Origin of the sequence: Nocardia sp. PE-7 (assembly GCF_030486425.1) — a bacterium.
Classification (GTDB): domain Bacteria; phylum Actinomycetota; class Actinomycetes; order Mycobacteriales; family Mycobacteriaceae; genus Nocardia; species Nocardia salmonicida_A.
Genome location: NZ_CP129614.1, coordinates 4,336,189 through 4,361,787 on the forward strand (window position 1 = coordinate 4,336,189; position 25,599 = coordinate 4,361,787).

At 68.2% G+C, this 25,599-nt stretch carries 29 protein-coding genes; 6 read left to right on the forward strand and 23 right to left on the reverse strand.

From position 1 onward, the window contains the following. Nucleotides 1-15: 15 nt before the first annotated feature. From secF to QX204_RS20540, 4 genes are all read right to left on the reverse strand, one after another. Complete coding sequence (gene secF, locus QX204_RS20525; protein WP_301901556.1) at nucleotides 16-1,200, reverse strand: protein translocase subunit SecF; 1,185 nt, start codon at nucleotides 1,198-1,200, stop codon at nucleotides 16-18. Then, the gene (gene secD, locus QX204_RS20530) at nucleotides 1,197-2,915 is read right to left on the reverse strand and encodes a protein translocase subunit SecD (RefSeq protein WP_301901557.1); all 1,719 of its coding nucleotides are present in this window, start codon (nucleotides 2,913-2,915) and stop codon (nucleotides 1,197-1,199) included. Before secD ends, secF begins: the two co-directional genes overlap by 4 nt. A gap of 98 nt (nucleotides 2,916-3,013) precedes the next feature. After that, nucleotides 3,014-3,355, reverse strand: a complete 342-nt coding sequence (yajC, locus tag QX204_RS20535) for a preprotein translocase subunit YajC (RefSeq protein ID WP_301901559.1) — start codon at nucleotides 3,353-3,355, stop codon at nucleotides 3,014-3,016. Between the two features lie 106 nt (nucleotides 3,356-3,461). After that, nucleotides 3,462-4,952, reverse strand: coding sequence for a flavin-containing monooxygenase (locus QX204_RS20540; RefSeq protein WP_301901560.1), 1,491 nt, complete (start codon nucleotides 4,950-4,952; stop codon nucleotides 3,462-3,464). Nucleotides 4,953-5,021: 69 nt separating this feature from the next. Here QX204_RS20540 and QX204_RS20545 point away from each other — a divergent pair, with 69 nt between their 5' ends. Further along, nucleotides 5,022-5,651, forward strand: coding sequence for a TetR/AcrR family transcriptional regulator (locus QX204_RS20545; protein ID WP_301901562.1), 630 nt, complete (start codon nucleotides 5,022-5,024; stop codon nucleotides 5,649-5,651). A gap of 36 nt (nucleotides 5,652-5,687) precedes the next feature. After that, complete coding sequence (locus QX204_RS20550; RefSeq protein ID WP_301901564.1) at nucleotides 5,688-6,266, forward strand: DivIVA domain-containing protein; 579 nt, start codon at nucleotides 5,688-5,690, stop codon at nucleotides 6,264-6,266. A gap of 44 nt (nucleotides 6,267-6,310) precedes the next feature. On the opposite strand, the gene QX204_RS20555 is transcribed toward QX204_RS20550, so the two are convergent. From QX204_RS20555 to QX204_RS20605, 11 genes are all read right to left on the reverse strand, one after another. Beyond that, entirely contained in the window at nucleotides 6,311-6,823 is a 513-nt protein-coding gene (locus QX204_RS20555) for a GtrA family protein (protein WP_235569310.1), read from the reverse strand. Nucleotides 6,824-6,877: 54 nt separating this feature from the next. Further along, nucleotides 6,878-7,966 (reverse strand): Holliday junction branch migration DNA helicase RuvB, encoded by a 1,089-nt coding sequence (gene ruvB, locus QX204_RS20560; RefSeq protein ID WP_062987287.1) that lies wholly within the window; start codon nucleotides 7,964-7,966, stop codon nucleotides 6,878-6,880. A 3-nt stretch (nucleotides 7,967-7,969) separates the two neighbouring features. Next, a complete protein-coding gene (gene ruvA, locus QX204_RS20565; RefSeq protein ID WP_301901572.1) occupies nucleotides 7,970-8,569 on the reverse strand; it encodes a Holliday junction branch migration protein RuvA in 600 nt (199 codons plus the stop codon). Next, nucleotides 8,566-9,135 carry a crossover junction endodeoxyribonuclease RuvC gene (gene ruvC / locus QX204_RS20570; RefSeq protein ID WP_056810781.1) on the reverse strand — a complete coding sequence of 190 codons (570 nt, stop codon included), beginning with the start codon at nucleotides 9,133-9,135 and terminating at the stop codon, nucleotides 8,566-8,568. The genes ruvA and ruvC overlap by 4 nt, the downstream gene beginning before the upstream one ends. Nucleotides 9,136-9,214: 79 nt before the next feature. Then, the gene (locus tag QX204_RS20575) at nucleotides 9,215-9,337 is read right to left on the reverse strand and encodes a hypothetical protein (protein ID WP_301901574.1); all 123 of its coding nucleotides are present in this window, start codon (nucleotides 9,335-9,337) and stop codon (nucleotides 9,215-9,217) included. Beyond that, a complete protein-coding gene (locus QX204_RS20580) occupies nucleotides 9,325-9,690 on the reverse strand; it encodes an acyl-CoA thioesterase (protein ID WP_301901575.1) in 366 nt (121 codons plus the stop codon). The genes QX204_RS20575 and QX204_RS20580 overlap by 13 nt, the downstream gene beginning before the upstream one ends. 31 nt (nucleotides 9,691-9,721) lie before the next feature. Next, nucleotides 9,722-10,855: an ABC transporter substrate-binding protein gene (locus QX204_RS20585; RefSeq protein ID WP_301901577.1), complete on the reverse strand. Its 1,134-nt coding sequence runs from the start codon at nucleotides 10,853-10,855 to the stop codon at nucleotides 9,722-9,724. A gap of 51 nt (nucleotides 10,856-10,906) precedes the next feature. Then, complete coding sequence (locus QX204_RS20590; RefSeq protein WP_301901578.1) at nucleotides 10,907-11,761, reverse strand: ABC transporter permease; 855 nt, start codon at nucleotides 11,759-11,761, stop codon at nucleotides 10,907-10,909. Then, complete coding sequence (locus QX204_RS20595; RefSeq protein WP_301901580.1) at nucleotides 11,758-12,570, reverse strand: ABC transporter ATP-binding protein; 813 nt, start codon at nucleotides 12,568-12,570, stop codon at nucleotides 11,758-11,760. Before QX204_RS20595 ends, QX204_RS20590 begins: the two co-directional genes overlap by 4 nt. A 73-nt stretch (nucleotides 12,571-12,643) precedes the next feature. Beyond that, entirely contained in the window at nucleotides 12,644-13,840 is a 1,197-nt protein-coding gene (locus tag QX204_RS20600) for an amidohydrolase (protein ID WP_301901581.1), read from the reverse strand. Nucleotides 13,841-13,884: 44 nt separating this feature from the next. Continuing rightward, a complete protein-coding gene (locus tag QX204_RS20605; RefSeq protein WP_301901583.1) occupies nucleotides 13,885-14,631 on the reverse strand; it encodes a sulfite exporter TauE/SafE family protein in 747 nt (248 codons plus the stop codon). A 195-nt stretch (nucleotides 14,632-14,826) separates the two neighbouring features. Here QX204_RS20605 and QX204_RS20610 point away from each other — a divergent pair, with 195 nt between their 5' ends. Both QX204_RS20610 and QX204_RS20615 read left to right on the forward strand, forming a co-directional pair. After that, on the forward strand, nucleotides 14,827-15,486 hold the full coding sequence (locus tag QX204_RS20610; protein ID WP_301901584.1) for a GntR family transcriptional regulator: 660 nt from the start codon (nucleotides 14,827-14,829) through the stop codon (nucleotides 15,484-15,486). A gap of 89 nt (nucleotides 15,487-15,575) precedes the next feature. Further along, nucleotides 15,576-16,841, forward strand: coding sequence for an amidohydrolase family protein (locus tag QX204_RS20615; protein ID WP_301901586.1), 1,266 nt, complete (start codon nucleotides 15,576-15,578; stop codon nucleotides 16,839-16,841). A 64-nt stretch (nucleotides 16,842-16,905) separates the two neighbouring features. Here QX204_RS20615 and QX204_RS20620 read toward each other — a convergent pair whose 3' ends face one another. The 5 genes from QX204_RS20620 to QX204_RS20640 are packed head-to-tail and all read right to left on the reverse strand — an operon-like array spanning nucleotide 16,906 to nucleotide 22,036. Further along, nucleotides 16,906-17,712, reverse strand: coding sequence for an ABC transporter ATP-binding protein (locus QX204_RS20620; protein WP_301901587.1), 807 nt, complete (start codon nucleotides 17,710-17,712; stop codon nucleotides 16,906-16,908). A gap of 19 nt (nucleotides 17,713-17,731) precedes the next feature. Then, the gene (locus QX204_RS20625) at nucleotides 17,732-18,601 is read right to left on the reverse strand and encodes an ABC transporter permease (protein WP_301901588.1); all 870 of its coding nucleotides are present in this window, start codon (nucleotides 18,599-18,601) and stop codon (nucleotides 17,732-17,734) included. Then, nucleotides 18,598-19,611, reverse strand: coding sequence for an ABC transporter substrate-binding protein (locus tag QX204_RS20630; protein ID WP_301901589.1), 1,014 nt, complete (start codon nucleotides 19,609-19,611; stop codon nucleotides 18,598-18,600). Before QX204_RS20630 ends, QX204_RS20625 begins: the two co-directional genes overlap by 4 nt. 14 nt (nucleotides 19,612-19,625) lie before the next feature. Beyond that, complete coding sequence (locus tag QX204_RS20635) at nucleotides 19,626-20,846, reverse strand: amidase family protein (protein ID WP_301901591.1); 1,221 nt, start codon at nucleotides 20,844-20,846, stop codon at nucleotides 19,626-19,628. Nucleotides 20,847-20,893: 47 nt separating this feature from the next. Next, entirely contained in the window at nucleotides 20,894-22,036 is a 1,143-nt protein-coding gene (locus QX204_RS20640; protein WP_301901592.1) for an acetamidase/formamidase family protein, read from the reverse strand. Nucleotides 22,037-22,235: 199 nt separating this feature from the next. Here QX204_RS20640 and QX204_RS20645 point away from each other — a divergent pair, with 199 nt between their 5' ends. Then, nucleotides 22,236-22,928, forward strand: a complete 693-nt coding sequence (locus tag QX204_RS20645) for a FadR/GntR family transcriptional regulator (protein ID WP_301901594.1) — start codon at nucleotides 22,236-22,238, stop codon at nucleotides 22,926-22,928. A gap of 19 nt (nucleotides 22,929-22,947) precedes the next feature. On the opposite strand, the gene QX204_RS20650 is transcribed toward QX204_RS20645, so the two are convergent. Further along, nucleotides 22,948-23,457: an O-acetyl-ADP-ribose deacetylase gene (locus tag QX204_RS20650; protein WP_301901597.1), complete on the reverse strand. Its 510-nt coding sequence runs from the start codon at nucleotides 23,455-23,457 to the stop codon at nucleotides 22,948-22,950. Between the two features lie 92 nt (nucleotides 23,458-23,549). On the opposite strand from QX204_RS20650, the gene QX204_RS20655 reads away from it, so the two are divergent. Further along, nucleotides 23,550-24,050: an SRPBCC family protein gene (locus tag QX204_RS20655; RefSeq protein ID WP_301901598.1), complete on the forward strand. Its 501-nt coding sequence runs from the start codon at nucleotides 23,550-23,552 to the stop codon at nucleotides 24,048-24,050. A 60-nt stretch (nucleotides 24,051-24,110) separates the two neighbouring features. Here the strand turns inward: QX204_RS20655 and QX204_RS20660 are convergent, their stop codons facing one another. After that, entirely contained in the window at nucleotides 24,111-24,866 is a 756-nt protein-coding gene (locus QX204_RS20660; protein WP_062987270.1) for a YebC/PmpR family DNA-binding transcriptional regulator, read from the reverse strand. 92 nt (nucleotides 24,867-24,958) lie between these two features. Continuing rightward, complete coding sequence (gene pdxT / locus QX204_RS20665) at nucleotides 24,959-25,579, reverse strand: pyridoxal 5'-phosphate synthase glutaminase subunit PdxT (RefSeq protein WP_301901599.1); 621 nt, start codon at nucleotides 25,577-25,579, stop codon at nucleotides 24,959-24,961. Nucleotides 25,580-25,599 lie beyond the last annotated feature (20 nt).

Sequence of the window (25,599 nt, forward strand, 5' to 3'; positions counted from 1 at the left end):
CCTGCTTGTCGGTCGTCAGTGCCTTCTCTTCTGACGCTTTCCGCTCGGACGCGAACCCGGCCGCGGCGCACCACTGTCGGTCGGTCGGGGGCCACGGGCCGCCGAGGCGCCCGCACCCACCGGAACCCGGGCGCCCGCGCCGACACCGGCGCGCTTGTCCAGGACCTTCTTGGTGTGCGCGGCCACCGGACCCCAGCGTTCCTTGATCGAGACCAGCACCGGCACGGCGAGGAAGATCGAGGAGTAGGCGCCCACGATCATGCCGACCAACTGCACCAGCGCGAGGTCCTTGAGCGTGCCGACGCCCAGCAGCCACACCGCGATCACCAGCATGCCGATGATCGGCAGGATGCCGATGATCGTGGTGCTGATCGAGCGCATCAGGGTCTGGTTGGCGGCCAGGTTGGCCTGTTCGGCGTAGGTGCGTTTGTTCAGATGCAGCACGCCGCGGGTGTTCTCCTCGACCTTGTCGAAGACCACCACGTTGTCGTAGAGCACGTAGCCGAGAATCGTGAGCAAGCCGATCACCGCGGCCGGTGTCACCTCGAACCCGACCAGCGAATAGATGCCCGCCGTCACGAACAGGTTGAAGAACAGCGACACGATCGCCGCGATGGACATGTCCCGTTCGAAGCGGATGGCGATGTAGACCATCGTCAACAACACGAACACCGCCAGTGCGATCAACGCCTTCTGGGTGATCTGCCCACCCCAGGTCTCGCTGATCTCGGCGATGCTGATGGCGTTGCGGCTCACCTGCCCGGACGAGTCCTTGGGCTGGAATTCGTCGTAGAGCGCGGTCTGGAGCTGGTCGATCTGTTGCAGGTCGAGGGTTTCCGAACGCACCTGGATGGTGGCCGACTCCCCGGAACCGACCTTCTGCACCGACACCGGTCCATGGCCGAGCGCCTGCGAGTAGACGTCTTCCACCTCCTGGGTGGTCACGCCCTCTGCCGCGGGGATCTGGATACGCGAGCCGCCCTCGAAGTCGATACCGAGGGTGAAACCGCGCACGCCGATGCTGAGCAGCGAGATCAGCAGCAGCACTGCCGACAGCGTGTAGAAGAACTTGCGCCGACTGACGATGGGGAAGCCGCCGGTGCCGGTGTAGAGACGTTCGAAGAAGCCGTGCTTCGGGCCCTGGGTGGGCTCGTAGGAGTCCAGGTTCACCGATTCCTCGGTGGGGTTGTCGTTGCTCATCGTGACATCTCCTTCGACCTGGCCTGGCCGCGTTCCCTGGCGATCTGCTGAACCGAGCCGAGTCCGTTCACCGACGGCTTCGCCCAGAACGGCGAGCGCGCGGCGAGCATCAGCAGCGGTGCGGTGACCAGGTACAGCACGATCACGTCGAGGACTGTGGTGACACCGAGGGTGAAGGCGAAGCCCTTCACCTGACCGGCGGCGAGCAGGTAGAGCACAACCGAGGCGATCAAGCTGACCGTCTTACCGGACAGGTTGGTGCGCTGGGCGCGCTGCCAACCGCGCGGCACCGCCGAGCGGAAGCTGCGGCCTTCGCGCATCTCGTCCTTGATGCGTTCGAAGAACACCACGAACGAGTCGGCCGTCAAACCGATACCGATGATCAGACCGGCGATACCCGCGAGGTCGAGGGTGAACCCGATCCACCGCCCGAGCAGCACGATGATGCCATAGACCGCGACACCGGCCGCGATCAGCGAGAACCCGGCCAGCAGGCCGAGCATCCGGTACACGAGCAGGCAGTACAGCAGCACCGCGATCAGGCCGACGGCGCCGGCCAGCAGACCCGCCTTCAGCGAGGACAGACCAAGCGTCGCCGAGACCGTCTCCGCTTCGGAGGTCTGGAACGACAGCGGCAGCGAACCGTACTTCAGCGTGTTGGCCAGCTCTTCCGCGCTGTCGGCGGTGAAGCTGCCCGAGATCGAGGTACGACCACCCAGCTGCGGGCCCTGCTGCACCTGCGGCGCGCTGACGACCTTCGAGTCGAGCACGAACGCGACTCGCTTGTTGACGTACTCACCGGTCAGCTTCGACCAGGCATCGGCGCCGGAGGACTTGAACTCGAGGTTCACCTCGTGCCGGGCCTGCTGGGAGTTCAGGCCGGAGGTCGCGTCGGCGATCTCCTGGCCGTCGATGCGGCTCGGGCCGAGCAGCAACACCTCGGTGCCGTCCTGCGAGCAGGTGACCAGCGGAAGAGTCGGGTCGTCGTTACCGGTCAGCGGGTCGGGCTTGGTGCAGTCCATGGCCGCCACTGCGACCTGCTGTACCTGCTGATCGGTGCTCTGGCGCAGCGCCTTGGCGTCGGCGATCTCCTTGGCCTGCTGCTGCTGGGTGGTGAGCCCACCGGGCGGGGGCGTCGGCGTCGGCGGCGCCTGCGCGGGGAACACCCGCGACTGCGGAGCCGGGGTCGTCGCACCCTCGGCGGGCGGGGTCGCGCCTTCGGCGGGCGCGGTCGACTCGCCGGGCACGGGCGCCGGCGTCTCCGTGGCCGCGGGGGGCGCGGTGCCACCCGGCGGTGCGGTGCCGGTCGCCGGCGGAGCCGCGCCGCCTGCCTGCGGCTCGGTCGCGAACAGCACCGGGCGGATGTAGAGCTTGGCGGTGGTAGCCAGCGCGCGTGCCTGCTGGCTGTCCTCGCCGGGCACCGTGATGACCAGGTTGTCACCGTCGATGACCACCTCGGAGCCGGAGACACCGAGACCGTTGACACGGCTCTCGATGATCTCCTGCGCCTTCTTCAGGCTGTCCTGGCTCGGCTTGTTGCCGTCGGGGGTACGCGCGGTCAACGTGACGCGGGTACCGCCCTGCAGGTCGATGCCGAGCTTGGCCGACGGGGAATGGTCACCGGTGAAGAACACCAGCGCGTAGATCACGGCCAGCAGCGCGGCGTAGACGCCGAGCAACCGGAACGGATGCGCCGATCCTTGGGAAGGTGGCACAGCAGGTCATCTCCTAGGCGGAAGTCGAGGCTGAATCGGTAGGCACAACGGTGCCCGGCCCGGAACGCAGTACGCGCCCGGGCGGCAAAAGGGACTGGTCAGTCCTTGGTCAGCCGGGTCTCGGTCTGTTCCACGGCTTCCTCGGCGGGGGCGTCGGTGACCTCGGGGGTCGCCTCGACCGTCTGCTCGTCGGCGCGCACCTCACGGATCGCCTGGCGCAGCCAGGTGGTGACCACATCCTCGGCGATCTCCAGGTCGACGGTGTCCTCGTCGAGATCGACGACGGTGCCGTACAGACCCGAGGTGGTGACGACAGCGTCACCGACCTTCAAGGCCTCCTGCATCGTCGAGACCTTCTCGGCCTCCCGCTTCTGTTTGCGGATACCGAAGAACATCGGCACGAGCAGGGCCAGGATCAGCAGCGGAAACAGGAAGTCCATCGTCGAAGTCAGTCCCTAGTCAGTGGTGGACGTGCAAGTACGCCTGACAGTCTGCCAGTTCCCCGCGGCGGCGACACACCGGACACCGACGCGCGCGTGAAACAGCTCACGCAATTCTGCCGTAGGTGTAGTCGTCGAGCGGGAAGGTCACCGCCTCGCGGTGCGCCGCGGCGGTGCTGGTCGGGCGCAGCAGCGCCGCTTCGCCGTGCTGGTTGAAGTAGTAGCTGCGCGCGGTGGCGCAGTCGCCGCCGTAGAACACCGAGGAACCCAGCTTGTCGGTCATCCGGTCGAGGAATTCCGTATTGGCTGCCTCGGTGACCTCGAAGGTCTGCTCGCCGCGGCGGAACAGCTCGGTGAACAACCTGCCCATGTGCTTCATCTGGGCTTCGATGGTGGTGAAGTACGACAGCCCGCTGTAGGAGTAGGGGCTGTTGAGGCTCAAGAAGTTGGGGAACTTGGGCACGGTGATGCCCTCGTAGGCCTGAAAACGGTTGTCGCGCCAGAACTTCCCGAGGTTCACGCCGTCGCGCCCGACGATCTCGATCGCCGGGAAGTTCACGTCCCAGAGATTGAAGCCGGTGGCGAGCAGCAGCGTGTCGATCTCGGTCTTGTGGCCGTCGGCGGTGACGATGCCGTCGGGCTCCACATGGTCGATCGAGTTCGTCTCCAGCCGCACGTGCGGCTGGTTGAAGGTCTTGAAGTAGGTGTTGGAGAACGTCGGGCGCTTGCAGCCGAAGTCGTAGTGCGGGGTGAGCTTGTCTCTGGTCTCGGGATCGCGCACCTGCGCGAATAGGTGCGCCTTGGCCAGCGCGGCAGCCGCCTGGTTCAACGGTTTGGCCTGCTTGTAATGCAGCACGCCGACGACCATCAGCGCCTCGAGCATGCCGGTGTTGACCAGCCGTGCCGCCTTCTGTGTGAGCGGAACCCGGTCGAACAGTTCCCGCACGACCCCCGGGATCGGGGCGTCGACCTTGGGTACCACCCAGATCGGGGTCCGCTGGAACACGGTCAGCGCGTCGACCTTCTTCGCGACCTCCGGTACCAACTGCACCGCGGTGGCGCCGGTGCCGATGATGGCGGCCTTGCGGCCGGTCAGGTCGTAGTCGGCGTCCCAGTCGGTGGTGTGGATGATCTTGCCCGCGAAGGTCTCGATGCCGAGAAACGGCGGGGTGTAGGGCTGGGACAGGAAACCCGTCGCCGCGAGCAGATAGCGCGCGGTCAGCGTCTCACCGCCGGCGATCGAGACCACCCACTGCTGGTTCTCCGCGTCCCAGCGCGCACCGTCGACGACGGTTCCGAACCGCATCCGCCTGCGCAGATCGTATTTGTCGGCCACGTGCTCGGCGTATCTCTTCAGCTCGGCGCCGGGCGCGAACAGCCGGGTCCAGCGCGGGTTCGGCTCGAAGGAGTAGGAGTAGGTCACCGAGGCGATGTCGACCGCCAGACCCGGATACCTGTTCACATGCCAGGTGCCACCCAGATCGTCCTCGCGTTCCAGGATGACGAAATCGCCCAGCCCGAGCCGATCGAGTTCGATACCTGCGCCGATGCCACCGAAACCCGCTCCGACCACGATCGCGTCGAACTGAGGAACCACGTCGAACCTCCACACTGAGATCTGAGAATGACATGTCATTCTGGTTACGTCGACTGTAACATCGTCAATGTGACGAAGCCACCCTCGCGAATCGACCAGCGCAAAGCCGAATTGCGCAGGGAGATCATCGATACCGCGTTCGACTGCTTCGCCGAGAAGGGCTATCACGCCACCGGAATCGCCGATATCGCCACGCGTCTCGGCATCGGGCACGGCACCTTCTACCGCTATTTCGCGAACAAGCGCGACATCATCGACCATGTCATCGACGAGGTGAGCGGGCGCATCTTCGGCGCGCTCGACAAGGACATGGAGCCCGAGAGCGCCTCCACCATCGAGGAATACGCCGCGCTGATCGACCGGATCGGCGACTCGCTCACCCGAATCCTGCTCGACGATCCGCGCACGGCCCACCTGCTGCTGTTCCACGCCACCGGCATTGACGACGAACTCACCGCGCGGGTGTACGGCCTGGTCGACGCCACCGAGATCCTCATGACCCGCTACCTCGATCACGGTGTCCGCGTCGGTTACCTCCGCGCCGATATCGACACCGCCAATACCGCCAAGGCGGCACTGGGCATGATCGTCGCCGGGCTCGTATCGGGAATGCGTACCCCTGATCCGGCATCGATGTCGGTGTACAGTCACGCCGTGCGGCGGCTGTTCATCGATGGCGTGCGCGCCGCTGCCCGATAACGAAAAGCCGTGGGATAGAAGGGCAATCCTGAGACAATGACCGCTGTGACGCCCGACGACGTGAGCCGCACCCACTTCGCCATGCCGACGCTGGGGCATCGCGGCTACCACGCAGACGAGGTCGACGCCTTTCTCGAACAGGTGTCGGCCACCCTCGACGGGCAGGGCGGGCTCACCGCCGACGACATCCGCCACGTGCACTTCGGCGCACCGCGGTTCGGCGGTCGCGGATATCAGGCCGACCAGGTCGACGACTTCCTCGACCGCGTGCGGACCGAGCTCGAACACCGGCAGAAGGGTGGCCCGCCCGTCCCGGCGGCGCGTGCCGGCGACGATATCGCCGAAATGCTCACCCCCGACGACGTGCACCGCATGCGTTTCACCCAGTCCGCCGTCGGCAGGCGCGGCTACCACGAGGAAGAGGTCGACGCCTTCCTCGACCTGGTCGCGGCGACCCTGGCCCACAACGGTCCCGGCAGCCTCACCACCTCCGATGTGCGCGGCGTCCGCTTCAACGACACCCGCCTCGGCACCCGCGGCTACGCCCGCGAAGAAGTCGACGCCTTCATCGACCTGGTGATCACCGCTCTGGAGCACCCCGAACGCCGTCAGTAGTCATGGCGGCTGGCGCCGCTGGTTTTCGGCCCCCTCGGCGGTTTCTACCCTTGGATGCTGTGGAGTTCGGCTTCGCGTAGGTCGTCGGGAAAGACGTAGCGGCGGAAGGCCCAGAAGCGGAACGCCATGGCCAGCAGGACGCCCAGGATCTGTCCCGAGATGAAGTTGGCGACCATCTGCACCGTCGGATCCACGTGCGGCACACGCAGATTCAGCGCGTAGAGCGAGATGGCCTGCGGGATCATGGTGACCACGATGCCCAGCGCGCTGACGGCAAAGAACAGGGCCGCCTCATGGCTACGCTGCCTGCCGCCGCGGGCGCGGAACGACCACTCGCGATTGAGGATGTAGGAGGCGATGGTCGCGATCAGCGCGCCGAGCAGGCGCGCGGTGAGCGGCTTGTCCCCGAGCACGGTCAGTTTCACCGCGTAGACGACCCCGGTGTCGATGAACCAGGTGATCGCGCCGACCACGGCGAATTTCAGAAGTTCCCGATGCTTCATCAGCAGGGAACGCAACGGCTCGGGGAGTCGTTGCACCACTTCTAGGACTGCCACCGAATCGACAGTAGACGACGTTGCGGCGCGATGCCCGTCCGGAGGCGGGGTATTTCAGTCCAAGCCCTCGACACTCGGTTGCGGTTCGCGCCCACGCACTTCGATGGCGCCGATGACCAGGTCGGGCGGTGGCACCAGGCCCAGATGTTCCCAGGCCCCCGCGGTCGCGACCCGGCCACGGGGTGTGCGGGCGACGAGCCCGGCGCGAACGAGGAACGGTTCACAGACCTCTTCGACGGTGGCCGCCTCCTCGCCGACCGCGACGGCCAGGGTCGACACACCCACCGGTCCCCCACCGAAGCCACGCACGAGCGCGCCGAGGACGGCGCGGTCGAGCCGGTCGAGGCCGAGCGCGTCGACGTCGTAGACCTCGAGCGCCGCCATCGCGATGGGGTGGGTGATGAATCCGTCCGCTCTGACCTCGGCGTAGTCGCGGACCCGGCGCAGCAGCCGGTTGGCGATCCGTGGGGTACCGCGAGAGCGTCCGGCGACTTCGGCGGCGGCGTCCTGGTCGATCTGCACGCCGAGGATGCGGGCCGAGCGGGTGAGGATCTGCAATAGTTCGGCGGGGTCGTAGAAGTCCATGTGGCCGGTGAAGCCGAAGCGGTCGCGCAGCGGGCCGGTGAGCGCGCCCGAGCGGGTGGTGGCGCCGACCAGGGTGAACGGGGCGATATCGAGGGGGATCGAGGTCGCGCCGGGGCCCTTGCCGACCACCACGTCGACGCGGAAGTCCTCCATCGCCAGATACAGCATTTCCTCGGCCGGGCGGGCCATTCGGTGGATCTCGTCGATGAACAGGACGTCGCCCTCGACCAGGTTGGACAGCATGGCCGCGAGGTCGCCCGCGCGTTCCAGCGCTGGCCCCGAGGTGATGCGAAGGGCGGTGCCGAGTTCGCCCGCGATGATCATCGCCATGCTGGTCTTGCCGAGGCCGGGTGGTCCCGACAGCAGGACGTGGTCGGGGGTGGCGCCGCGTTGGCGGGCGCCGCGCAGGACCAGTGCGAGCTGTTCGCGCACGCGCGGCTGGCCGATGAACTCGTCGAGCGAGGTCGGACGCAGGCCGGTTTCGGCTTCGCCGTCGGTGCTGAGATACCGAGCGGTGAGGTCGGATTCGTCGGTCTCGTCGATGTCGTCGTCGAACACGGTCTACCTGTTCTTGCCGAGCAGACCGAGCGCCGCGCGCAATGCCACCGAGGTGGTGGCGGTCGGCTGGTCGGCGAGGACGGCGTCGACGGCCTGTTCGGCCTGCTTCGCGGGGAACCCGAGACCGACGAGTGCCTCCGAAACCTGTTCGCGCACAGGGGTACTCGGCATTTCCGCGCCCGGCGGACCGGTGGGAACAGCCACCTGGTTCACCTTGTCGCGCAGCTCGACGACCATCCGCTCGGCGCCACGTTTGCCGATGCCGGGGACCCGGGTCAGGGCGGAGACGTTGCTCTCGGCGAGTGCTTTTCGCAGTGCTTCGGGTTCGAGCACGGCGAGCACCGCCATCGCCAGGCGGGGGCCGACGCCGGAGACGGTCTGCAGCAGGCCGAACAGTTCGCGCGCCTCGGTGTCGGCGAACCCGAACAGGGTCATCGAGTCCTCGCGCACGATCATCGCCGTGTAGAGACGGGTCTGTTCGCCACGGGTGAGCCCGGCGAGGGTGGCCGGGGTGGCATTGAGCCGGTACCCGACGCCCGCGGCCTCGATCACCACGTGATCGAGCGCGATCTCGAGTACCTCGCCGCGTACCGACGCGATCACCCGCGCACCACCTTCCGTTGTTCGGCGAGCCGTTGTTCGTAGCGGCGGCGGACCTGCTCCGCCTGTGCCTGCGCGGCCGCCATCCGGTCCATCAGCGGCGCCCGCCAACAATGACAGATCGCCAGTGCGAGCGCGTCGGCGGCATCCGCCGGTTTCGGCGCGACCTGCAACCCGAGAATCCGCGTCACCATGGCGGTCACCTGCGCTTTGTCCGCCGTACCGTTCCCGGTGACAGCGGCTTTCACCTCACTGGGCGTATGGAAGGCCACCCGGATCCCGCGCCGCGCCGCGGCCAGCGCGATCACCCCGCCTGCCTGCGCCGTCCCCATCGCGGTGCGCACATTGTGCTGAGCGAAGACCCGCTCGATCGCGACAGCTTCGGGCCGATGGGTATCCATCCATTCCTCGGCGGCATCGGCGACAGCCATCAACCGCAAGGCCAGCTCGGCATCCGGCGGCGTCCGCACCACCCCCACATCCAGGGCGACCACCTTCCGGCCCGGTCCGCTGTCGACCATGCTGAGCCCGCACCGGGTAAGCCCCGGATCGACGCCCATCACCCGCACCGGCCACCCCTTCGAAGACACGAACAGTTGTTCGAAAGTCTAGAGCATCCCCGGGTTCGGACCGACCAACGACACGATCTCACGCCGGTCGCGGCGACAGCCCGAGCAGCGCGGGATCGCGGGCGTGCTCGGCCCAGACGCGCGCCGGATCGGCGACCAATTTGCGCGCGCGCAGGTCGAGCAGGCCGCTCACATACGCCACCGTCGCGGCCACCTCACCGTCGTCCCTGTGAGGGTGTGCTCCACCCGATAGGTCTTGCCCTGCCCCCACTCCCACCGACAGTCGACCTCGACGGTGTCGTTCGCGCGCAACTCCCGCAGATAGCGAACGTTCAACTCGAGATTGACCGGCCCCACCCCCGCCGCGAGCAGATCCGGCACCGAGACCCCCGCCTCGGTCACACAGGCGAACCGCGCGTGGTCGGCGAACTGCTGATACGCCGCGCCGGTGACATGCAGTTGCGGGTCGAGATCGGACACCCGGATCGGGATCCGAACCCGAAACGGCACACTGGTTTCCGCCATGCCCGCGAGCATGCCACCGGGGTCCGACACCTTCGCGGACCGTCGCCGAGGGCACCGGCGACTACGGCGTGCTCTTCAGCCCGATCGTCGGGTCGATGAACTTGTTGGTGACGATCGCGTCGGCGGCGAGGCCGTCGGGCACCTCGACGGCACGCTTGCGCAGGATCGGGGTGACGGCGCTGATCACCCGGTCGACGCGGGCAGTATCGAAATCGCCGAGGCTGTTGTCGGGCCCGTTGCCGACGATCTTCTGGGCGAGCTGGACTTTCACCGAGTCGGTGTTGCCGCCCGCGGTCATCGGCGGACCGTCGGGAATCGTCTCGGCGATGCGCAGCAGCGCCGCGTTGACCGGTTCCGGATCGCTGATGTAGTCGATCTGGGCCTGCTGCAGCATCGGTACCAGCTTGCTCAGGCAAGGGCTGAGTTTGTCCATGTCACCGGCGCGCACCGACCAGGCGTGCGGGTAGATCTCGTAGCCGGACTCGTGGATCAGCAACGATTTCACCGGCTTGAGCCACCCCTTCACGTCGTGCTCCCACCGGTAGGGCTCGTTGGAGACGTACCCCTGCTGCATCACCCGGCCGCGCTCGGCGACGAACCGGCTAGGGGTGCCGTCGAAGGAAGCATCGGCCTGATCGGGTTTCACGTCGCCGTGGGCGATCAGATAGTCCATGAACAGTTTGCCCTCGCTGTAGACGACGGGTGCGCCCGATGCGGGAACGTCCTTCCACGAGGCGATCTGCGGGTAGGTCGCCGGGTCGAACAGGACGATCTGCGGATTGACGTCGAGCGAGGCGAACACCCCGGTCACCGGGAACTTCGACTGTGCCCGCACGGCGTCGTCGGTCGGCACGAAGCCGAGGGTGATGCTCTGGTCCTGATACATCTGGGCCGGCACCGGCTGACCACCGAGGAACGGGCCGCCGAGGCGCACTTCGACATTCACGCCGGTGTCACCGAGCGGACCGGAGTAGGCGCCCTTCTTCACATCGACCGTGCCGTTCGGTCCGACCAGCTGATAGGCCGCGGCCCGCTCCGGCGTGGCGAACCAGTCCGTCTGGATGACCACGGTCGACGGGCAGACCCCCGCGAGGACACCCTGACCGGTGGGGCCCGGCACCGAGGTCGCGCTGTTACAGGCGGTCAGCACTGTGGCGCCGGCGAATACGGCTGTGGCGAGGAGAGATTTGCGCACCGGAAATCCTTCGGGGTCGAGCGAATGTGAGAGTGGGACACGGGAAATGAGCTATTTGCCGCGACGTAGTCCGTGCGCGCGGTCCACGCGCCCGGCCAGGAAGTCGAAGAACCAGAACAGGATCAGGCCGACCAGCGAGGACATCAGCAGCGCGGTGAGAAGTTCCTCGGTCGCGAGTTGCTGACGGTAGACATCGATCATCCGGCCGATGCCGGGTTCGCCCTGACGGAAGAAGAAGTCGGCCACGATGGAGCCGATGATGGCCATGCCGCCGGAGATCTTGAAGCCGGAGATCATCGCCGGAAGGGCCGTGGGCAGTTGCAGTTTCACCAATCGCTGCCACCGCGAGGCGCCGTGCAGAGTGAACAGGTCGTGCTCGGCGGGCGCGACCGATTTGAGGCCGAACAGCGTGTTGGTGATCACCGGGAACAGCGCCACCATCACGCAGACGATCACCCGGCTGGAGAACTCGTAGCCGAACCAGAACCCGAACAGCGGCACCACCGCGAGGATCGGAATCGTCTGCAGCACCACCGCGTACGGATACAGCGAGTATTCGGCCCAGCGCGCCTGGCTCATGACCACCGCGAAACCGACGCCGAGCGCGATCGCGATCACCAGCCCGACGAGCGCGACCTGCACCGTCGACCACAGCGCGGTCAGGATCGTCGTCCGTGCCAGCGGATCGAGCAGCCCCTTGCCGATCACCTGCTCCGGCGCGGGCAGCAGGAACCGGGACTCCTCGGCCAGTAGTTGGTGGCTGACCAGCGACCAGAGTCCGAGGACGGCGACGAACACCAGGATCGGGGCGATGACACGAAGCGGAGCGATCCGAAAAGGCCAGCGGTACTTCGGTTTCGCCGCCGATTCCGCGACGATTCCCCCAGGGACGGCGACGGTGGTCATGCGGCGGCCTCCTGTCCACGCAGCGCTGCCGACACCTCGGCGCAGAGGCGGGCGAATTCGGGGGTGTAGCGCAGCTCCGGGGTGCGCGGGAAGTCGAACGGGACCGGAATATCGGCAGTTACCCGGCCCGGCTGACCGGTGAGCACCACCACTCGCGTGGACAGGAACACCGCCTCCCCCACCGAGTGGGTGACGAACACTCCGGCGAATCCGTCACGGCGGAACAGGGTGCTCACCTCCTCGTTCAGCCGCTGCCGGGTGATCTCGTCCAGCGCGCCGAACGGCTCGTCGAACAAAAACAGCTCCGGCCGCGATGTGAGAGCGCGCGCGATGGAGGCGCGCATCCGCATGCCGCCGGACAGCTGCGCGGGTTTGTGCTTCTCGAACCCCGCCAGACCGACCCGCTCGATGGCGTCCGCGGCGGCGGCGCGACGGGTGGCCTTGTCGACACCTTCCAGTTCGCCGGGGAGTTCCACGTTCTGCCGCACCGATCGCCACGGCAGCAGGGTGGATTCCTGGAAGACGTAGCCGAGGCGGCGGGTGCCGACCCCGACCGTGCCCGCCGTGGGTTCCTCGAATCCGGCGGCCAGGCGGAGCAGGGTCGATTTGCCGCAGCCGGAAGGCCCGACCAGCGAGACGAATTCGCCACTGCGGACGGCGATGTCGATGTCGGCGACGGCGGTGGTGCCATTGCCGAAGGTCAACGTCACGTGATCGAAGGACAGGGCGGGGCCGGGCTCGTCACGTTCAGCAGTCGTATACGAGTCCCGGCCCGATCGTGCGGGGGCGGTGGAAACCGTGGCGCTCATGCACTATTTCTAATGGCATACCATTGCCGCCAGCGGTCGCCGCGATTACGTCCCTGTTTCGTATACGATCACTTCAGCGGTGCGGAACACCCGCCCGCGACACGATCCGGCCGCGTTTCACCACGAGCTGCCTGATGGGCAGTTGTACCACCGCGGCGGCGGGCGTCTCGGCCTCCACCACGAACAGATCGGCGGGTGCGCCGACCGCGAGGCCGTAGCCGTCGAGGCCGAGCACCCTCGCGCCGCCATAGGTTCCCGCCACGAGCGCGAGTTCGATCTCCGCGTCGGCGACAAGGCGGTCACGGTAGGCGACGGTGTTGATCCGGCGCAGCATGTCGCCATCGCCGTAGGGCGTCCACAGGTCGCGGATGCCGTCGTTGCCCAGCGCCAGGGTGGCGCCCGCCTCGTGCATCACGCGGACGGGAACGACCGCCGCCTCACCGACCGCACAGGTCACCATGGCGACACCGGCGTCGGCGAGCGCGTCGGCGATACGGCGCTGTTCGTCGTCGGATTGCTGGCCCATCGCGTAGGCGTGGCTGATGGTGACCCGGCCCGAAAGCCCTGTCGCCTTGGTGCGTTCGATGATCAGACCGAACTCCCAGGCGCCCATGGCGCCGCCGTCGTGCAGGTGGATATCGACCTTGGCGCCGAACTTGTCGGCGAGATCGAAGATCACGTCGAGCTGGCCGACCGGATCGTTGTCGTAGCCCGCCGGGTCCAGACCGCCGACGACCTCGACGCCGTCGGCCAGCGCCGCCGCCATCAATTCGGCGGTGCCGGGGCGCGTGATCAGCCCGCCCTGCGGGAAGGCGACCAGTTCCACCTCGACCCGCCCCGCGTGGCGTTCGGCGGCGGCCCGCACCTGTTCGACGCCGCGCAACCCGATGTCGGGATCGATGTCGACGTGGCTGCGCACGTGGGACGTGCCGTATCCGACCATGGCGCCCAACAGGTTCGCGGCGTACTCGGCGTTCGGAATGCCGAGTTCGGCGCGGCGGCGTTCCCCGTTGGCGATTCGCCCGGCCAGCGTTCGCCCTCCCGAGTTGGCCACCCATGGCGCGCTGTACAAGGTCTTGTCCAGGTGACAGTGGGTTTCCACCAGGCCGGGCAGTACCAACGCACCGTCCAGGTCGATGATCTCGGCGCCGGGCACGGTGAGGCTCGTGCCGATCGCGGCGATCCGGCCGTCCGCAAGGTGCAGGTCAGCGAGTTCCGGTGGGGCGCCGGGTGTCCACGGGCGGCCACCGCGCAGGAGTAGGTCGGTCATCAGAGGTCCTTTCGGTCGCGGGTGTGGCGGTCGTGCGGGCGCAGTCAGCCGGTGATCAACATGGCGGACCCGGCGCCGACGCCGAAGACGATCACCACGGTCCGGAAGACGGCGGGTCGCAGCCGGTCGGCGAACTTCGCGCCGAGGACACCGCCGAGCAGACAGGCCGGTGCGAGGATCGCGACGACGAGCCAGTCCACCGGTCCGAACAGGGCGACCGCCACCATGGCGGTGGTCGACACGGTCAGCGTGAGCAGGCTCTTCAGGCCGTTGAGCAGTTGCGCGGAGGCATCGAGGCCGAGGGCGAGCGCGGTCAGCAGCACGATGCCCATGCCGCCGTTGAAATAGGCTCCGTAGACGCTGCCCGCGAAGACGCCGAGGTAGAGGGTGGTGCGCGAATCCGGGTGGCGGGCGGCGAGAGTGCGCGAGAGCCATGGCTGCGCGGCGAACACCGCGGTCGCCCCGAGCACGAGGAACGGCACCAACGCGGCGAACACCTCGGCCGGCGCGGCCAGCAGCGCGAGCACACCGAGCCCGGCACCGGCGACGCTGATCGCGACGAGCCGCGGCAGCAGGGCGCGGTAGTCCTCGGCGCGCTTGCGCAGTGCCGCCGCACCACCCAGGTAGCCCGGCCAGACCGCGACCGCATTGGTGACAGTGGCGGTCACCGGGGGCAAGCCGAGTGCGAGCAGCGCGGGGAACGAGAGCAGGCTGCCGCCGCCCGCGATGGCGTTGCAGAAGCCGGCGCCGAGTCCTGCGGCCAGCAGCAGCGCTAGATGCACGGGGTCCATGAATTCCTTCCGACAGAGCGTCGTGCGATCGTATACGATAGTTGTCACACGTTCGCGCCGAGCGATACCGGGCCGGAACGTCCGCCCGAATGCCGTAGATTTGGAGCGATTCCTCCGAAAGCCGGCCGGTAGACGACCGGTGCCCGGCTCCGCCATTCGACCGTTGGGGGCGACGTGAGCAACACTGTCCGACGCATGACACCGCAGCAGGTGTGCCGCGCGATCCGCGACGACATCATCCGTGGCGAGTTCCGGTCCGGCCAGCGCCTCACCGAGGACACCTTGGCCGAGCGGTACGGCGTCTCCCGCGTCCCGGTCCGGGAGGCGCTGCGCACCCTCGAAGCCGAGGGATTCGCCTGGTCACGCCCCTATTCGGGAACCTTCGTCGCCGAGCTCACCGAGGCCGAGGCGGCCGACCTGCTCGAGATCAGGGCGCTGCTGGAACCGATGTGCGCCGGTCGCGCCGCGGTGCGCCGAACTCCCGAACAACTGGGGCGGCTCAAGGAACTCACCTCGCTCGGCCAGGAAGCGGTGCGCGAGGGCAGACTCGGCGAGCTCGCCCGGCTCAACAGCCGCTTCCACGAGGTGCTGGCCGAGGCGTCGGGCAGCGCGCTGCTCAGCCAGCTGATCACCCAGCTGAGCTGGAAGATCGCCTGGGTGTACGCGGTCGAACTGCCCCGGCGCGCCGAGGATTCCTGGCACGAGCACGAGGAGATCTGCCGGGCACTGGAGGCGCGCGATCCCGACCGAGCGAGCACGGTGGTCGCCGAGCACATCGCCCACGCCACCTCGGCCTATCGCCTGCGAGCACGAGCCGAAGCCGAGCCCGGCCCCGCGTCCGTACCGACGCCCTAGGACGTAACACGGGCGCAGCAATCGCCGTCATCGCCCGAAACCTCTGCGTCGTATACAAACGGAGTCCCGTTCTACGACTGGAGGTTGTCATGGTCGATCTGCTGCTGCGTCGCGCGTGTATCGCCGATGACGCCGACCTGGTCGATATCGCCGTCACCGACGGCGTGATCAGCGCGATCGGGCCCGCCTTACCGGGCCTCGCGACAACCGAGATAGATTGCGCGACAAGGGTCGTCATTCCCGGCCTGATCGAATCCCATGTGCACTTGGACAAGGCGCTGCTCGATCGCCAACGGAGCGCGCCCGACGGCACCCTCGCGGGCGCGATCGAGGTGACCGGCGAACTCAAACGGGGGTTCACCGCCGACGGGGTGCGCGACCGGGCGCGCCGGGTCCTCGATCAGGCGATCACCCACGGCACCACCGCACTTCGCGCGCACCCGGATGTCGATCCGATCGTCGGCCTGCTCGGTGTCGAGGTGCTGCTGGGTCTGCGCGAGGAGTACCGCGACCTGATCGACCTCCAGATCGTGGCCTTTCCGCAGGAGGGAATCCTGCGCACGCCCGGCACCCTCGACCTGTTGCGCGCGGCGCTCGACCTCGGTGCCGACGTGATCGGCGGGTGCTCCTACAACGAAACCGACGTCATCGACTGCCGCCGCCACGTGGACCTGGTCTTCGAACTGGCCACCGAATTCGGCGTCCCCGTCGACATCCACGCCGATTTCGCCGACGATGCCATCGACCCCCGGTTCACGATGGCCGACTACATCGCCGGTGCCACCCAGCGCGCCGGACTCGGCGGCCGGGTCGCCATCGGCCACGTCACCTCCCTGGCCGGCCGTCCCCCGCGCGAGCGACAGGCGACCATGGCCCGCCTCGCCCAGGCAGGCGTCGCCGTGGTTGCGCTGCCCGCCACCGACATGCACCTCGGCGGGCGCGGTGATCAGACCGCGGTCCGTCGAGGCGTCGCGCCGGTCCGTGAACTCTGGGCGGCCGGTCTGACAACCGCTTACTCCTCCAACAACATTCGCAACGCCTTCACCCCGTACGGCAACACCGATCTCCTCGACATCGGTCTGTTCCTCGCCCAGACCGGTCATCTGTCCGGCGACGCCGACCTGCGCCGGGTCCTCGACATGGCCACCACCGACGCGGCCGCGGTGCTCGGCATCGCCGACCGCCACGGCCTGCGTGTGGGTGCCCGAGCCGACCTGGTCGTCCTCGGCACTCACCGCCTCGCCGATGCCCTGCTCGACCGCCCCGACCGCTGCTATGTCATCAAGGCGGGCCGCGTCATCGCGCGCACCACACGGGTCACCGAAATCCTCGCCCCTGCGGTCCCCACACACTGATGCGGCGCTTCCGCACGATGACGCACACGGCTCACCGACTTCGACCGGATCGCGCGACGCCGGATCAGGCCACGTTGTTGTTGCCGCGGTGGACGAGGGCGTCGATGCGTCGCTTATAGGCGTTGAATTCCGGTGTGGTGAAGTCACGTTCGCCGGGCAGGTCGATCTCGACGATCTCGCGCACGTGGCCCGCATTGCCGTGGGCCGCGCCACCGGCCATCACCACGACGCGGTCGGCCAGGTAGATCGCCTCGTCGATGCTGTGGGTGACGAACACGACGGTCACGGCGGTCTCGCGATGGATGCGTTTCAGCTCGACCTGCATGTCCGTACGGGTGAGGGCGTCGAGTGCGCCGAACGGTTCGTCCATCAGCAGGACGGCGGGGCTGTTCGCCAGCACCCTGGCGATCGCCACGCGCTGTTGCATGCCGCCGGAGAGCTGGTGTGGGAACGACTTCCGCACACGGGTCAGGCCGACGGTCCCGAGCCAGCGGTCGGTGATCTCGCGGATGTCGGGCCGGGTCATCCTGGCCTGCTTCGGTCCGTAGGCGATGTTCTCGGCGACCGTGAGCCACGGGAACAGCCCGTAGTCCTGGAAGACGACACCGCGCTCGGGGCCCGGGCCGCTGACCGGTTCGTCGGCGACGGTGACCGTGCCGGTGGTCGCGGCCTCCAGGCCGGCGAGAATCCGCAGCAGCGTGGACTTGCCACAACCGCTGGCGCCGACGACACAGATGAATTCGCCTGCGGCGATGTCGAGGTCGACCTGATCGACGGCGAATCCCGGTGCACTGGAATAGCGCTTGCCGACGCCGTCGACGACGATGCGTGCTGGGCGCTGTGGGCGGCGGCGGGTGGAGTAGATCTTCATGAGGGTCCTGTCTGCGCGATCACGGAAGGAGTGGCCTGCGGCCCGCGACAAGCTTGACCAGCAGCATCAGCAACAGGTCCGCGACGAATCCGGCCAGCCCGATCACGATCATCACCGCGATGATCAGGTCGGTGCGTGACTGTTCTCTGGCCTGGGTGATCAACGCCCCCAACCCGATTCGGATGCCGACCGTCTCGCCGACGACGAGGATCACCCACGACAGGCCGAGCGCGATCCGCAGCCCCGAGACAATGCTCGGCACGGCGGCGGGCAGCACCACCTTGTACAGCGTGTGCGCGCGTGGAGTGCCCAGCATCGCGGCGGCCTCGAGCAGCCGCTTCGGCACCGCCCGCACCCCGGCGATCGTGTTCAGCAGGATCGAGAACACCGCGGCGAGGAACACCAGGAAGATCGTAGAGCGGTCGCCGAAGCCGATGATCAGCAGGGACAGCGGGGCCCACGCGGTCACCGGGATCGGTCGGACCAGGTTGACGGTCGGTTCGAGCATCCGGTAGACCAGCCGGGAGCGACCCATCACGATCCCGAGCGGGATCGCGACGGCGGCCGCGAACAAGAACCCCTGCGCCACCCGCAGCGTGCTGGCGTAGAGGTGCAACCACAGGGTGCCGCTGTAGGTGTCCCCGATGACGCCGCCGAACGCGAGGTCGACCGAGCGCCGCGCCACGTCGTACGGTGTGGGCAGGAACTGCATCTGGATACCGAACGGCAGCGTCCACGCGCCGTCGACACCGCGGTCCCACAGCAGCCCGAGCAGCAATGGGACCGGCAGCGCCCACAGCACCGTCAGCGCCCGGTCAGGAAGCCGCCACCGACGGTCGAGTGCCGCCTCGGTGGTGCGGACGGCTGGTGGTGCGTCGAGCGCGGTCATCGCCCGATACCCGCGGGGGTGAGGAACCCGGTGTCGAACACCTTCGCCATATCGGGTGCCTTGGACAGCTGGTCGAAGGCCCGCATCTGCTCGGCGAGGGCGACCACCCGGCCGCGGTACTCGTCATCGAGCTCCCACCGCAACCAGACGTTCTTCGTCGCGGTGTCGACGATCGCGCGGTCCAGGCCGAAGGTGTCGACGAGCCCGTCGACCCAGGCGGTGTGATCGCCCTTCATGTACTCGATCGCCTGGACGAAGCTGCGCACCGTCTGCTGCACCCGGTCGCGATCCTGGTCGATCAGCGCGCCCCTGGTGCCGAAGACGATGTTCACCGCGCCGATCGCGGTGTCGTACGGCGAGACGATCGGGTGCGCGCCGACCTGCATGACGATCGATGGCGCGGTCTCGGCGCTCAGGAACGCGTCGATCCGGCCGGACTTGTAGGCGTTGGCCATATCCGAGTAGGAGAGGTTGACCAACTGCACGTCGGTGGCCGGATCGAGGCCGTGCGCGGTCAAGGTGAGCCGCAGCAGGATCTCCTGCGACGAACCCTGCGGGAATCCGATCTTCTTGCCGCGCAAGCTGTTCACCGTGGTGATCTCCGGCTTGCCGACCAGTGCCGACCCGCCGTCGGCGGCGGAGGCGACGATCTTCACATCCTGCCCCGCGGCACTGCCCGCCAGCATCGACGGTGCGCCGAGCACCCCGAAATCGATGGCGCCCGAGGCGATCGCGTTCTTGATATCGGGTGAATTCTCGAACAGCACGATCTCGTATGTCGTGCCCGCGGGCGCGAAACGCTGCATGAAGTAGGGCGCGTAGAGATGTGGCTGTCCCCGCAGCGTGCCGATTCGCACCGACGCCGGGTCGCTGTTGCCGCCCGGTGTCGACACGCAGGCGGTCAGGCCTGTCGCGATGAGCAATGCCGCGAACAGGGCCGAGAGAACCCGGCCGAGTGTGCGATGCATCGTGGGAGTGGTGGCAGTCCACGGCGTGTCGGAGGCAGGCATTGCGGGTCCATTTCTCATAGGTTCGCCAGTCGTGCGGCGCAGCGTGTCGCGAGGTGGATGAGGGCACGGTCGGTGTCGGCGGCGCCGATCAGGCACAGCCCGGCGGGGAGACCGTGACGGTTCGGCAGCGGCAGCGTGACCGCGGGCAGGCCGGCGATCGACGCCAGACAGGTCAGTCGCAGGGTCGCGCTGCGCACGGCATCGCGCGTGCGCTGATCGGCTTCGCGCGACGGCGGCGGTCCCGCCGTCGTCGGCAGCACCAGCACGCGGTGGCCGATGGTCCCGCGAATCCGCGCGGCGGCCTCGGCCACGACCTTCCGCGCGGCGGCGGCCCCGTCGGCGGTCACCGTCGCGGCCCAGGCGAACCGGTCGCCGACCTCGGGTTCGAGCGCACCGGGATGCGCTCCGAGCCAGTCACCGTGCCCGGCCCACGCCTCGTGCGCCTGCACTGTCCGAAACGCGGCGAACCAGCGGTCGAGTTCACCACGCAGCGCAATCGGTCGAGCACCGAGTTCCACGGCGGCCCGCAGACTCTGTTCGGCGATCTCGGGCTCCGCTGCCGCCGAAAGGACCGGGTCGACGACGAGTTCCGCCCCTTCCGCCGAAGACTCGGCGGCACCCGGCGCACCGAATCTCGATGCCGAGTCGGAGACCGGGCCCTGTTGAGGCACGACGGAATTCGCGTACAGCGCATCGGCCACGGCGAGCAGGGCAACGGCGTCACGGGCGAGCCAGCCGATGGTGTCGAAGGAGGGCGCCAGCGGCAGTAGGCCCGTGGTGTCGAGGCTCTGATGGGTTGTCCTGATGCCCCAGAGCCCCTGGTAGGAAGCGGGTACACGGATGGAACCCGCCGTGTCGGTGCCGAGGCCGATGCTCACCTCGCCGCGGGCGACCGCTACCGCGGGCCCACTCGACGAACCACCCGGAACTCGGTGCGGGGCAGCCGGATTGACCGGCATACCGGTACGTCCGTTGCCGCCGGTGATGCTGTAGGCGAACTCGTCGGTCCGGGCGATGCCGGTGACGGCGGCGCCCGCCGCGAGCAGGGCGGCGACGACCGCGGCGTGGCGGGGTTCGGGGGCGCGCCCGGCGAGAAAGTCCTCGACACCCGCGCCGATGGGGTGTCCGGCGACCGCGAAAAGGTCTTTCACGGCCACCGTGTGCCCGGCGAGTGGGCCTGCCGATGTCGCCGCCACCAGCGGCGAACCGACCACGCGCCACACCGTGGCGTCCACCCCCCGTGACTCTCCGGTGCCGAAGCGCGCCGCACGCGCCATCGCGGTCACCGGGCCCGCTCCAGGATGTAGCGAGCCAGATCGGTGCCGGTGGTATGCGCGAAGTCGGCGACGCGGATCTTGCCGTGCACTCCACGGGTCAGATCGACGGCCTGCGAGATGGTGAAATCGGCGGCGGCACTGAGGTAGAGGTAGGCATTGCGGGGATCGGTGTCGAACAGCGCGCCGAGCAGGTCGACGGCGTTGCCCACACACAGCGACAGCGCGGTGTCCAGATCCGGATCGAGCCCGGTCGGGATGACGAGGCCGTGCCCGGCGGCGAACGGCCCTGTGCCCGAACCGATATCGGTGACCTGTTCCGCCGGAACGAGGTCCAGGGTCACGGTCGCCCGCAGCGGCGCCTCCAACGCCGTGAGCGCCACCTCTCCGTCGCCCTGCGCGAAATGCGGGTCGCCTACGTAGAACAGCGCGTCGGGCACCTGCACCGGCAGGAACAGGGTGGCGCCGGGGGTGAGCAGTTTGACGTCGATATTGCCGCCGTGCGCGCCCGGTGGCACGGAGTGCACACGGTCCCCGGTGTCGGTGGCCACGCCCATGATGCCGAGGAACGGGGCGAGCGGGAAGCGCGCCCGGTGGGGGCTGCCCGGCCCGATCGGCATGCCGGCGAACCATTCGTCGTCCTGCCCGGTCACCGTGCAGAACTGACCGTAGGAACCGTCGTGTGGCGTTCCGGCCAGCATGCCGCGACCGTGCCGGGTCGAGATGACACCGTAGGGCGCGCGCATGGCGAGGTGCTCGATCCGCACGGCGAGTAGGTCGCCGGGCCTGGCGCCGTCGACGGCGATCGGGCCGGTGACGATGTGTGGCCCGGCTCCGGCCTCGCGAACGCGCCGGGCGACCACCTCGACGGTGTCGTCGAGGATCTGATCGCGGGCCACGCCGTGTCCGCCGAAGTAGGCGACAGGGTCCGAGCCCTGATCGTCGAGGATGCCCTCGTGACTGATCGTGTCGATCACCACGCTCGTGCCCGGCGCGACGGTGGTGACCGGCGTATCCCCGCGACGCGGCAGCCTGCCCCACAGCACCTGATCGGGGTCGGCGGGCACATAGGTGGTCCCCGGCGTGATGCCGATGCCCTGCTGCAACACCGGGAATGCGGTGGCGATCTGGTCCCCAGCCAACGAGGTCACAGTGGTTCCTCCGGTCTCCGCGACGCTCGGCCGAACATTGGTCCGACCATCTGATGCGGTAACGGTATTCCACTATCAGCAGCCCCGCGAACGGGCGAAACGTGCGTAACCGAGGCTTTACACCCCGGCAATACCGGACCGCCGATGCTGCCTCGACTACAATTGGCCGGACCAATCAGCAGATGTCGAGAGGAGTCAGGTGACCGTCGCGCCGATCCCCCCGCTACGCCGCCGCACCGGCAGCGTCAGCGCCGAAGTCGCCGCGCATCTGGAGCGGCTGATCATCGACGGCGCCCTGCGCGCGGGTGATCGCCTGCCGCCCGAACGCGAACTCGCGGCGCAGTTGAACGTGTCACGGTCCTCGCTGCGCGAAGCCATGTTCGAGCTGGAATCCAAGAAACTGGTCGACCGCAGACAGGGCCGGGGCAGTACCGTGACCGAGCTCCCCCGCGGCGCCGCCGAACTGCGCGGCAACCTCGCCGACCTCGACACCGAACTCGCCTACGCGACCGAACTCCGCGAACTGGTCGAACCACGCATCGCCCAGTTCGCCGCCCTCCGCGCGGTCGAATCGAATCTGCTGTCGCTGCACGAGATCGTCGACCGCTCCGACGAAACCCTCAGCCCGGCGGACTCGATGGCCCTCGACATCGAATTCCACACGCTCCTGGCGCATTCCGCGCAGAACCCGCTGCTGGTCACCCTCTGCACGATGACCACGGAGTGGACCCGCCACACCCGCGTCCTCTCGCACCGCACTCCGCTCGGTCGCCGCGTCTCCGTCCACGGCCACACCCAGATCCTGCTCGCGGTCGACAACCGAGACGGCCCGGCCGCCGCTGCCGCCATGGAACAACACCTGCGTGAAGTTCGCGAGATCAGCACCCGCTGACGACCGCCAGGACAGGCGCCTACCCCACAGCGGCGGCGAAGACCTCGAGCGCTCGATCGTCGAACAACACGAACCGCACCTGTGTCACCGCCGTATCGACCGCCCGCACGGTCTCGACCGCGATCCGCGCACCGTCGTCCATCGGCCAACCGAAGATGCCGGTGGAGATCGCCGGGAAGGCGACCGTCGCCGCCCCCAATTCGTCGGCCACACGCAGGGATTCGCGGTAACACGAGGCGAGCAGTTCGGAGCGGTCCTCGGTGGCCGACCACACGGGGCCCACCGTGTGGATCACCCAGCGGGCGGGGAGCAGCCCCGCGGTCGTCGCCACCGCCTGCCCGGTTCGCAGACCCTTGCCGTAGTGCGACGCGCGCAGATCACGGCATTCGGACAGGATCCGCGGGCCGCCTTTGCGATGGATCGCCCCGTCGACGCCACCGCCACCGAGCAGCGAGGAGTTCGCGGCGTTGACCACCGCGTCCACCTGCTGTTCGGTGATGTCGCCCCGGACCGCATCGATTCGCGTCATGATCCCCATTGTGCCGGGGGTCGGCCGTCGACCACGGGTACCGTCGAGGAAGTCAGGCATGGTCGGTCCGTCCGAGACGAGGAGAACCCCACATGGCCATACCCACCGGTGACATCGTGCCGACATCCGACGGGCGGGATCTGGTGATCAGCCGGTCGTTGGGGTTGCCGATCGAGGAGGTGTGGGCGCGGTTGACCGACCCGCATCTGACCGCGAGCTGGTACGGCGCCTGGGAGGGCGACGCGGGCACCGGCAACACCATCCGGGTGCAGATGCGATTCGAAGAGGGTGAGCCGTGGTCGTCGATGCACATCGACGACTGCACCGCGCCGATCCACCTCGGCCTGTCCTCGACCGACCAGATCGGCGTGTGGCGGCTCGAGGTGACCCTGCTCGACACCGGCGCGGCCACCGAACTGCGCCTGGTCCACCACCTGACCTCGGAGTACCAGCTGGCGGAGATCCCGCAGATCGGTCCGGGCTGGGAGTACTACGCGGACATGTTCGTCGCCGCGAGCACGCACACCGAACGCCCCGATTTCGCCGACTACTACCCGTCGATGTCGAGCTACTACCAGCAGCGCGCGTCGTAGCCCGAACGTGAACCGCCCCGGCCGAATTCACGGCCGGGGCGGTTCGACGGACGGGGAACCCTACTCGTCGTCGAGTTCCGCGGCGACCTCGTCGGAGATGTCGACATTGGTGTACACGTTCTGCACATCGTCGCTGTCTTCGAGCGCGTCGACCAGCTTGAACACCTTGCGAGCGCCCTCGGCGTCCACCGCGACCGACACCGACGCCTGGAAACCGGACTCGGCGGAGTCGTAGTCGATGTTGGCGGCCTGCAGGGCCGAACGCACCGCGATCAGATCGCCGGGCTCGGTGATGATCTCGAACAGATCGCCGTGGTCGTTGACGTCTTCGGCGCCCGCGTCGAGGACCGTCTCGAGGACGTCGTCCTCGGACAGGCCGTTTTTCTCGAGAGTCACCACACCCTTACGGGCGAACAGGTACGACACCGAACCCGGATCGGCCATATTGCCGCCGTTGCGGGTCATCGCCAGTCGGACCTCGCCCGCGGCGCGGTTGCGGTTGTCGGTGAGGCACTCGATCAGCACGGCGACACCGTTGGGCCCGTAGCCCTCGTACATGATCGTCTGCCAGTCGGCGCCGCCGGCCTCTTCACCACCGCCGCGCTTGCGGGCGCGCTCGATGTTGTCGTTGGGGACCGATGTCTTCTTCGCCTTCTGGATGGCGTCGAACAGCGTCGGATTGCCCGCAGGGTCACTACCACCAGTGCGGGCCGCCACCTCGATGTTCTTGATCAGCTTGGCGAAGAGTTTGCCGCGCTTGGCGTCGATCCCCGCCTTCTTGTGCTTGGTGGTGGCCCATTTGGAGTGGCCGCTCATGCCCTACTTCCTTCAAGTCGGTTGCGCGTCTGCCCGGGCGGACAAGCTCGATCCAGCCTACTCACCGTCTGCCACGCCCGCCGACGCGGGCTTTAGCCCGCCGCGCGAACCAGGTCGACGAACAGCTCGTGCACCCGAAGATCGCCGGTCACCTCGGGGTGGAACGAGGTCGCCACCACGTTGCCCTGCCTGGCAGCCACGATGCGGCCCTCGGCGGGCCCGTGCGGCACCCGCGCCAGCACCTCGACACCGTCACCCACCCGCTCCACCCACGGGGCGCGAATGAACACCGCGCGCACGGGCGTGTCGAGGCCGGCGAAGTCGAGATCGGTCTCGAAGGAATCGACCTGCCGACCGAACGCGTTGCGCCGCACTGTCATATCGATGCCGGACAGGTGCTGGGCGTCGGCCCTGGTGTCGAGGACCTCCGAGGCGAGCAGGATCATGCCCGCGCAGGACCCGAACGCGGGCAGTCCGTCGCGCAACCGCGCTCGCAACGGTTCGAGCAGGTCGAACGCCTGCAACAGCTTGGAGATCGCGGTCGACTCGCCGCCGGGCAGCACGAGCCCGTCGACCGCCGCCAACTCCGACTCCCGCCGCACCAGCACCGGATCGGCTCCGCAGTGCTCCAGCGCGGCAACGTGTTCACGCACGTCACCCTGCAGTGCGAGGACACCGATGGTCGGTCGGGTGGGGGTCGAGGTTGCGTTCACAGCCGTTGAGCTTACGAGCG

Excerpts from the sequence above, each read along its gene's own strand:
- secF (WP_301901556.1), bottom strand. The coding sequence starts at position 1,200 with ATGAGCAACGACAACCCCACCGAGGAATCGGTGAACCTGGACTCCTAC.
- yajC (WP_301901559.1), bottom strand. The coding sequence starts at position 3,355 with ATGGACTTCCTGTTTCCGCTGCTGATCCTGGCCCTGCTCGTGCCGATG.
- QX204_RS20550 (WP_301901564.1), top strand. The coding sequence starts at position 5,688 with ATGACCGCTGTGACGCCCGACGACGTGAGCCGCACCCACTTCGCCATG.
- QX204_RS20590 (WP_301901578.1), bottom strand. The coding sequence starts at position 11,761 with ATGACCACCGTCGCCGTCCCTGGGGGAATCGTCGCGGAATCGGCGGCG.
- QX204_RS20595 (WP_301901580.1), bottom strand. The coding sequence starts at position 12,570 with ATGAGCGCCACGGTTTCCACCGCCCCCGCACGATCGGGCCGGGACTCG.
- QX204_RS20600 (WP_301901581.1), bottom strand. The coding sequence starts at position 13,840 with ATGACCGACCTACTCCTGCGCGGTGGCCGCCCGTGGACACCCGGCGCC.
- QX204_RS20605 (WP_301901583.1), bottom strand. The coding sequence starts at position 14,631 with ATGGACCCCGTGCATCTAGCGCTGCTGCTGGCCGCAGGACTCGGCGCC.
- QX204_RS20610 (WP_301901584.1), top strand. The coding sequence starts at position 14,827 with ATGACACCGCAGCAGGTGTGCCGCGCGATCCGCGACGACATCATCCGT.
- QX204_RS20615 (WP_301901586.1), top strand. The coding sequence starts at position 15,576 with ATGGTCGATCTGCTGCTGCGTCGCGCGTGTATCGCCGATGACGCCGAC.
- QX204_RS20620 (WP_301901587.1), bottom strand. The coding sequence starts at position 17,712 with ATGAAGATCTACTCCACCCGCCGCCGCCCACAGCGCCCAGCACGCATC.
- QX204_RS20625 (WP_301901588.1), bottom strand. The coding sequence starts at position 18,601 with ATGACCGCGCTCGACGCACCACCAGCCGTCCGCACCACCGAGGCGGCA.
- QX204_RS20630 (WP_301901589.1), bottom strand. The coding sequence starts at position 19,611 with ATGCCTGCCTCCGACACGCCGTGGACTGCCACCACTCCCACGATGCAT.
- QX204_RS20650 (WP_301901597.1), bottom strand. The coding sequence starts at position 23,457 with ATGACGCGAATCGATGCGGTCCGGGGCGACATCACCGAACAGCAGGTG.
- QX204_RS20655 (WP_301901598.1), top strand. The coding sequence starts at position 23,550 with ATGGCCATACCCACCGGTGACATCGTGCCGACATCCGACGGGCGGGAT.
- QX204_RS20660 (WP_062987270.1), bottom strand. The coding sequence starts at position 24,866 with ATGAGCGGCCACTCCAAATGGGCCACCACCAAGCACAAGAAGGCGGGG.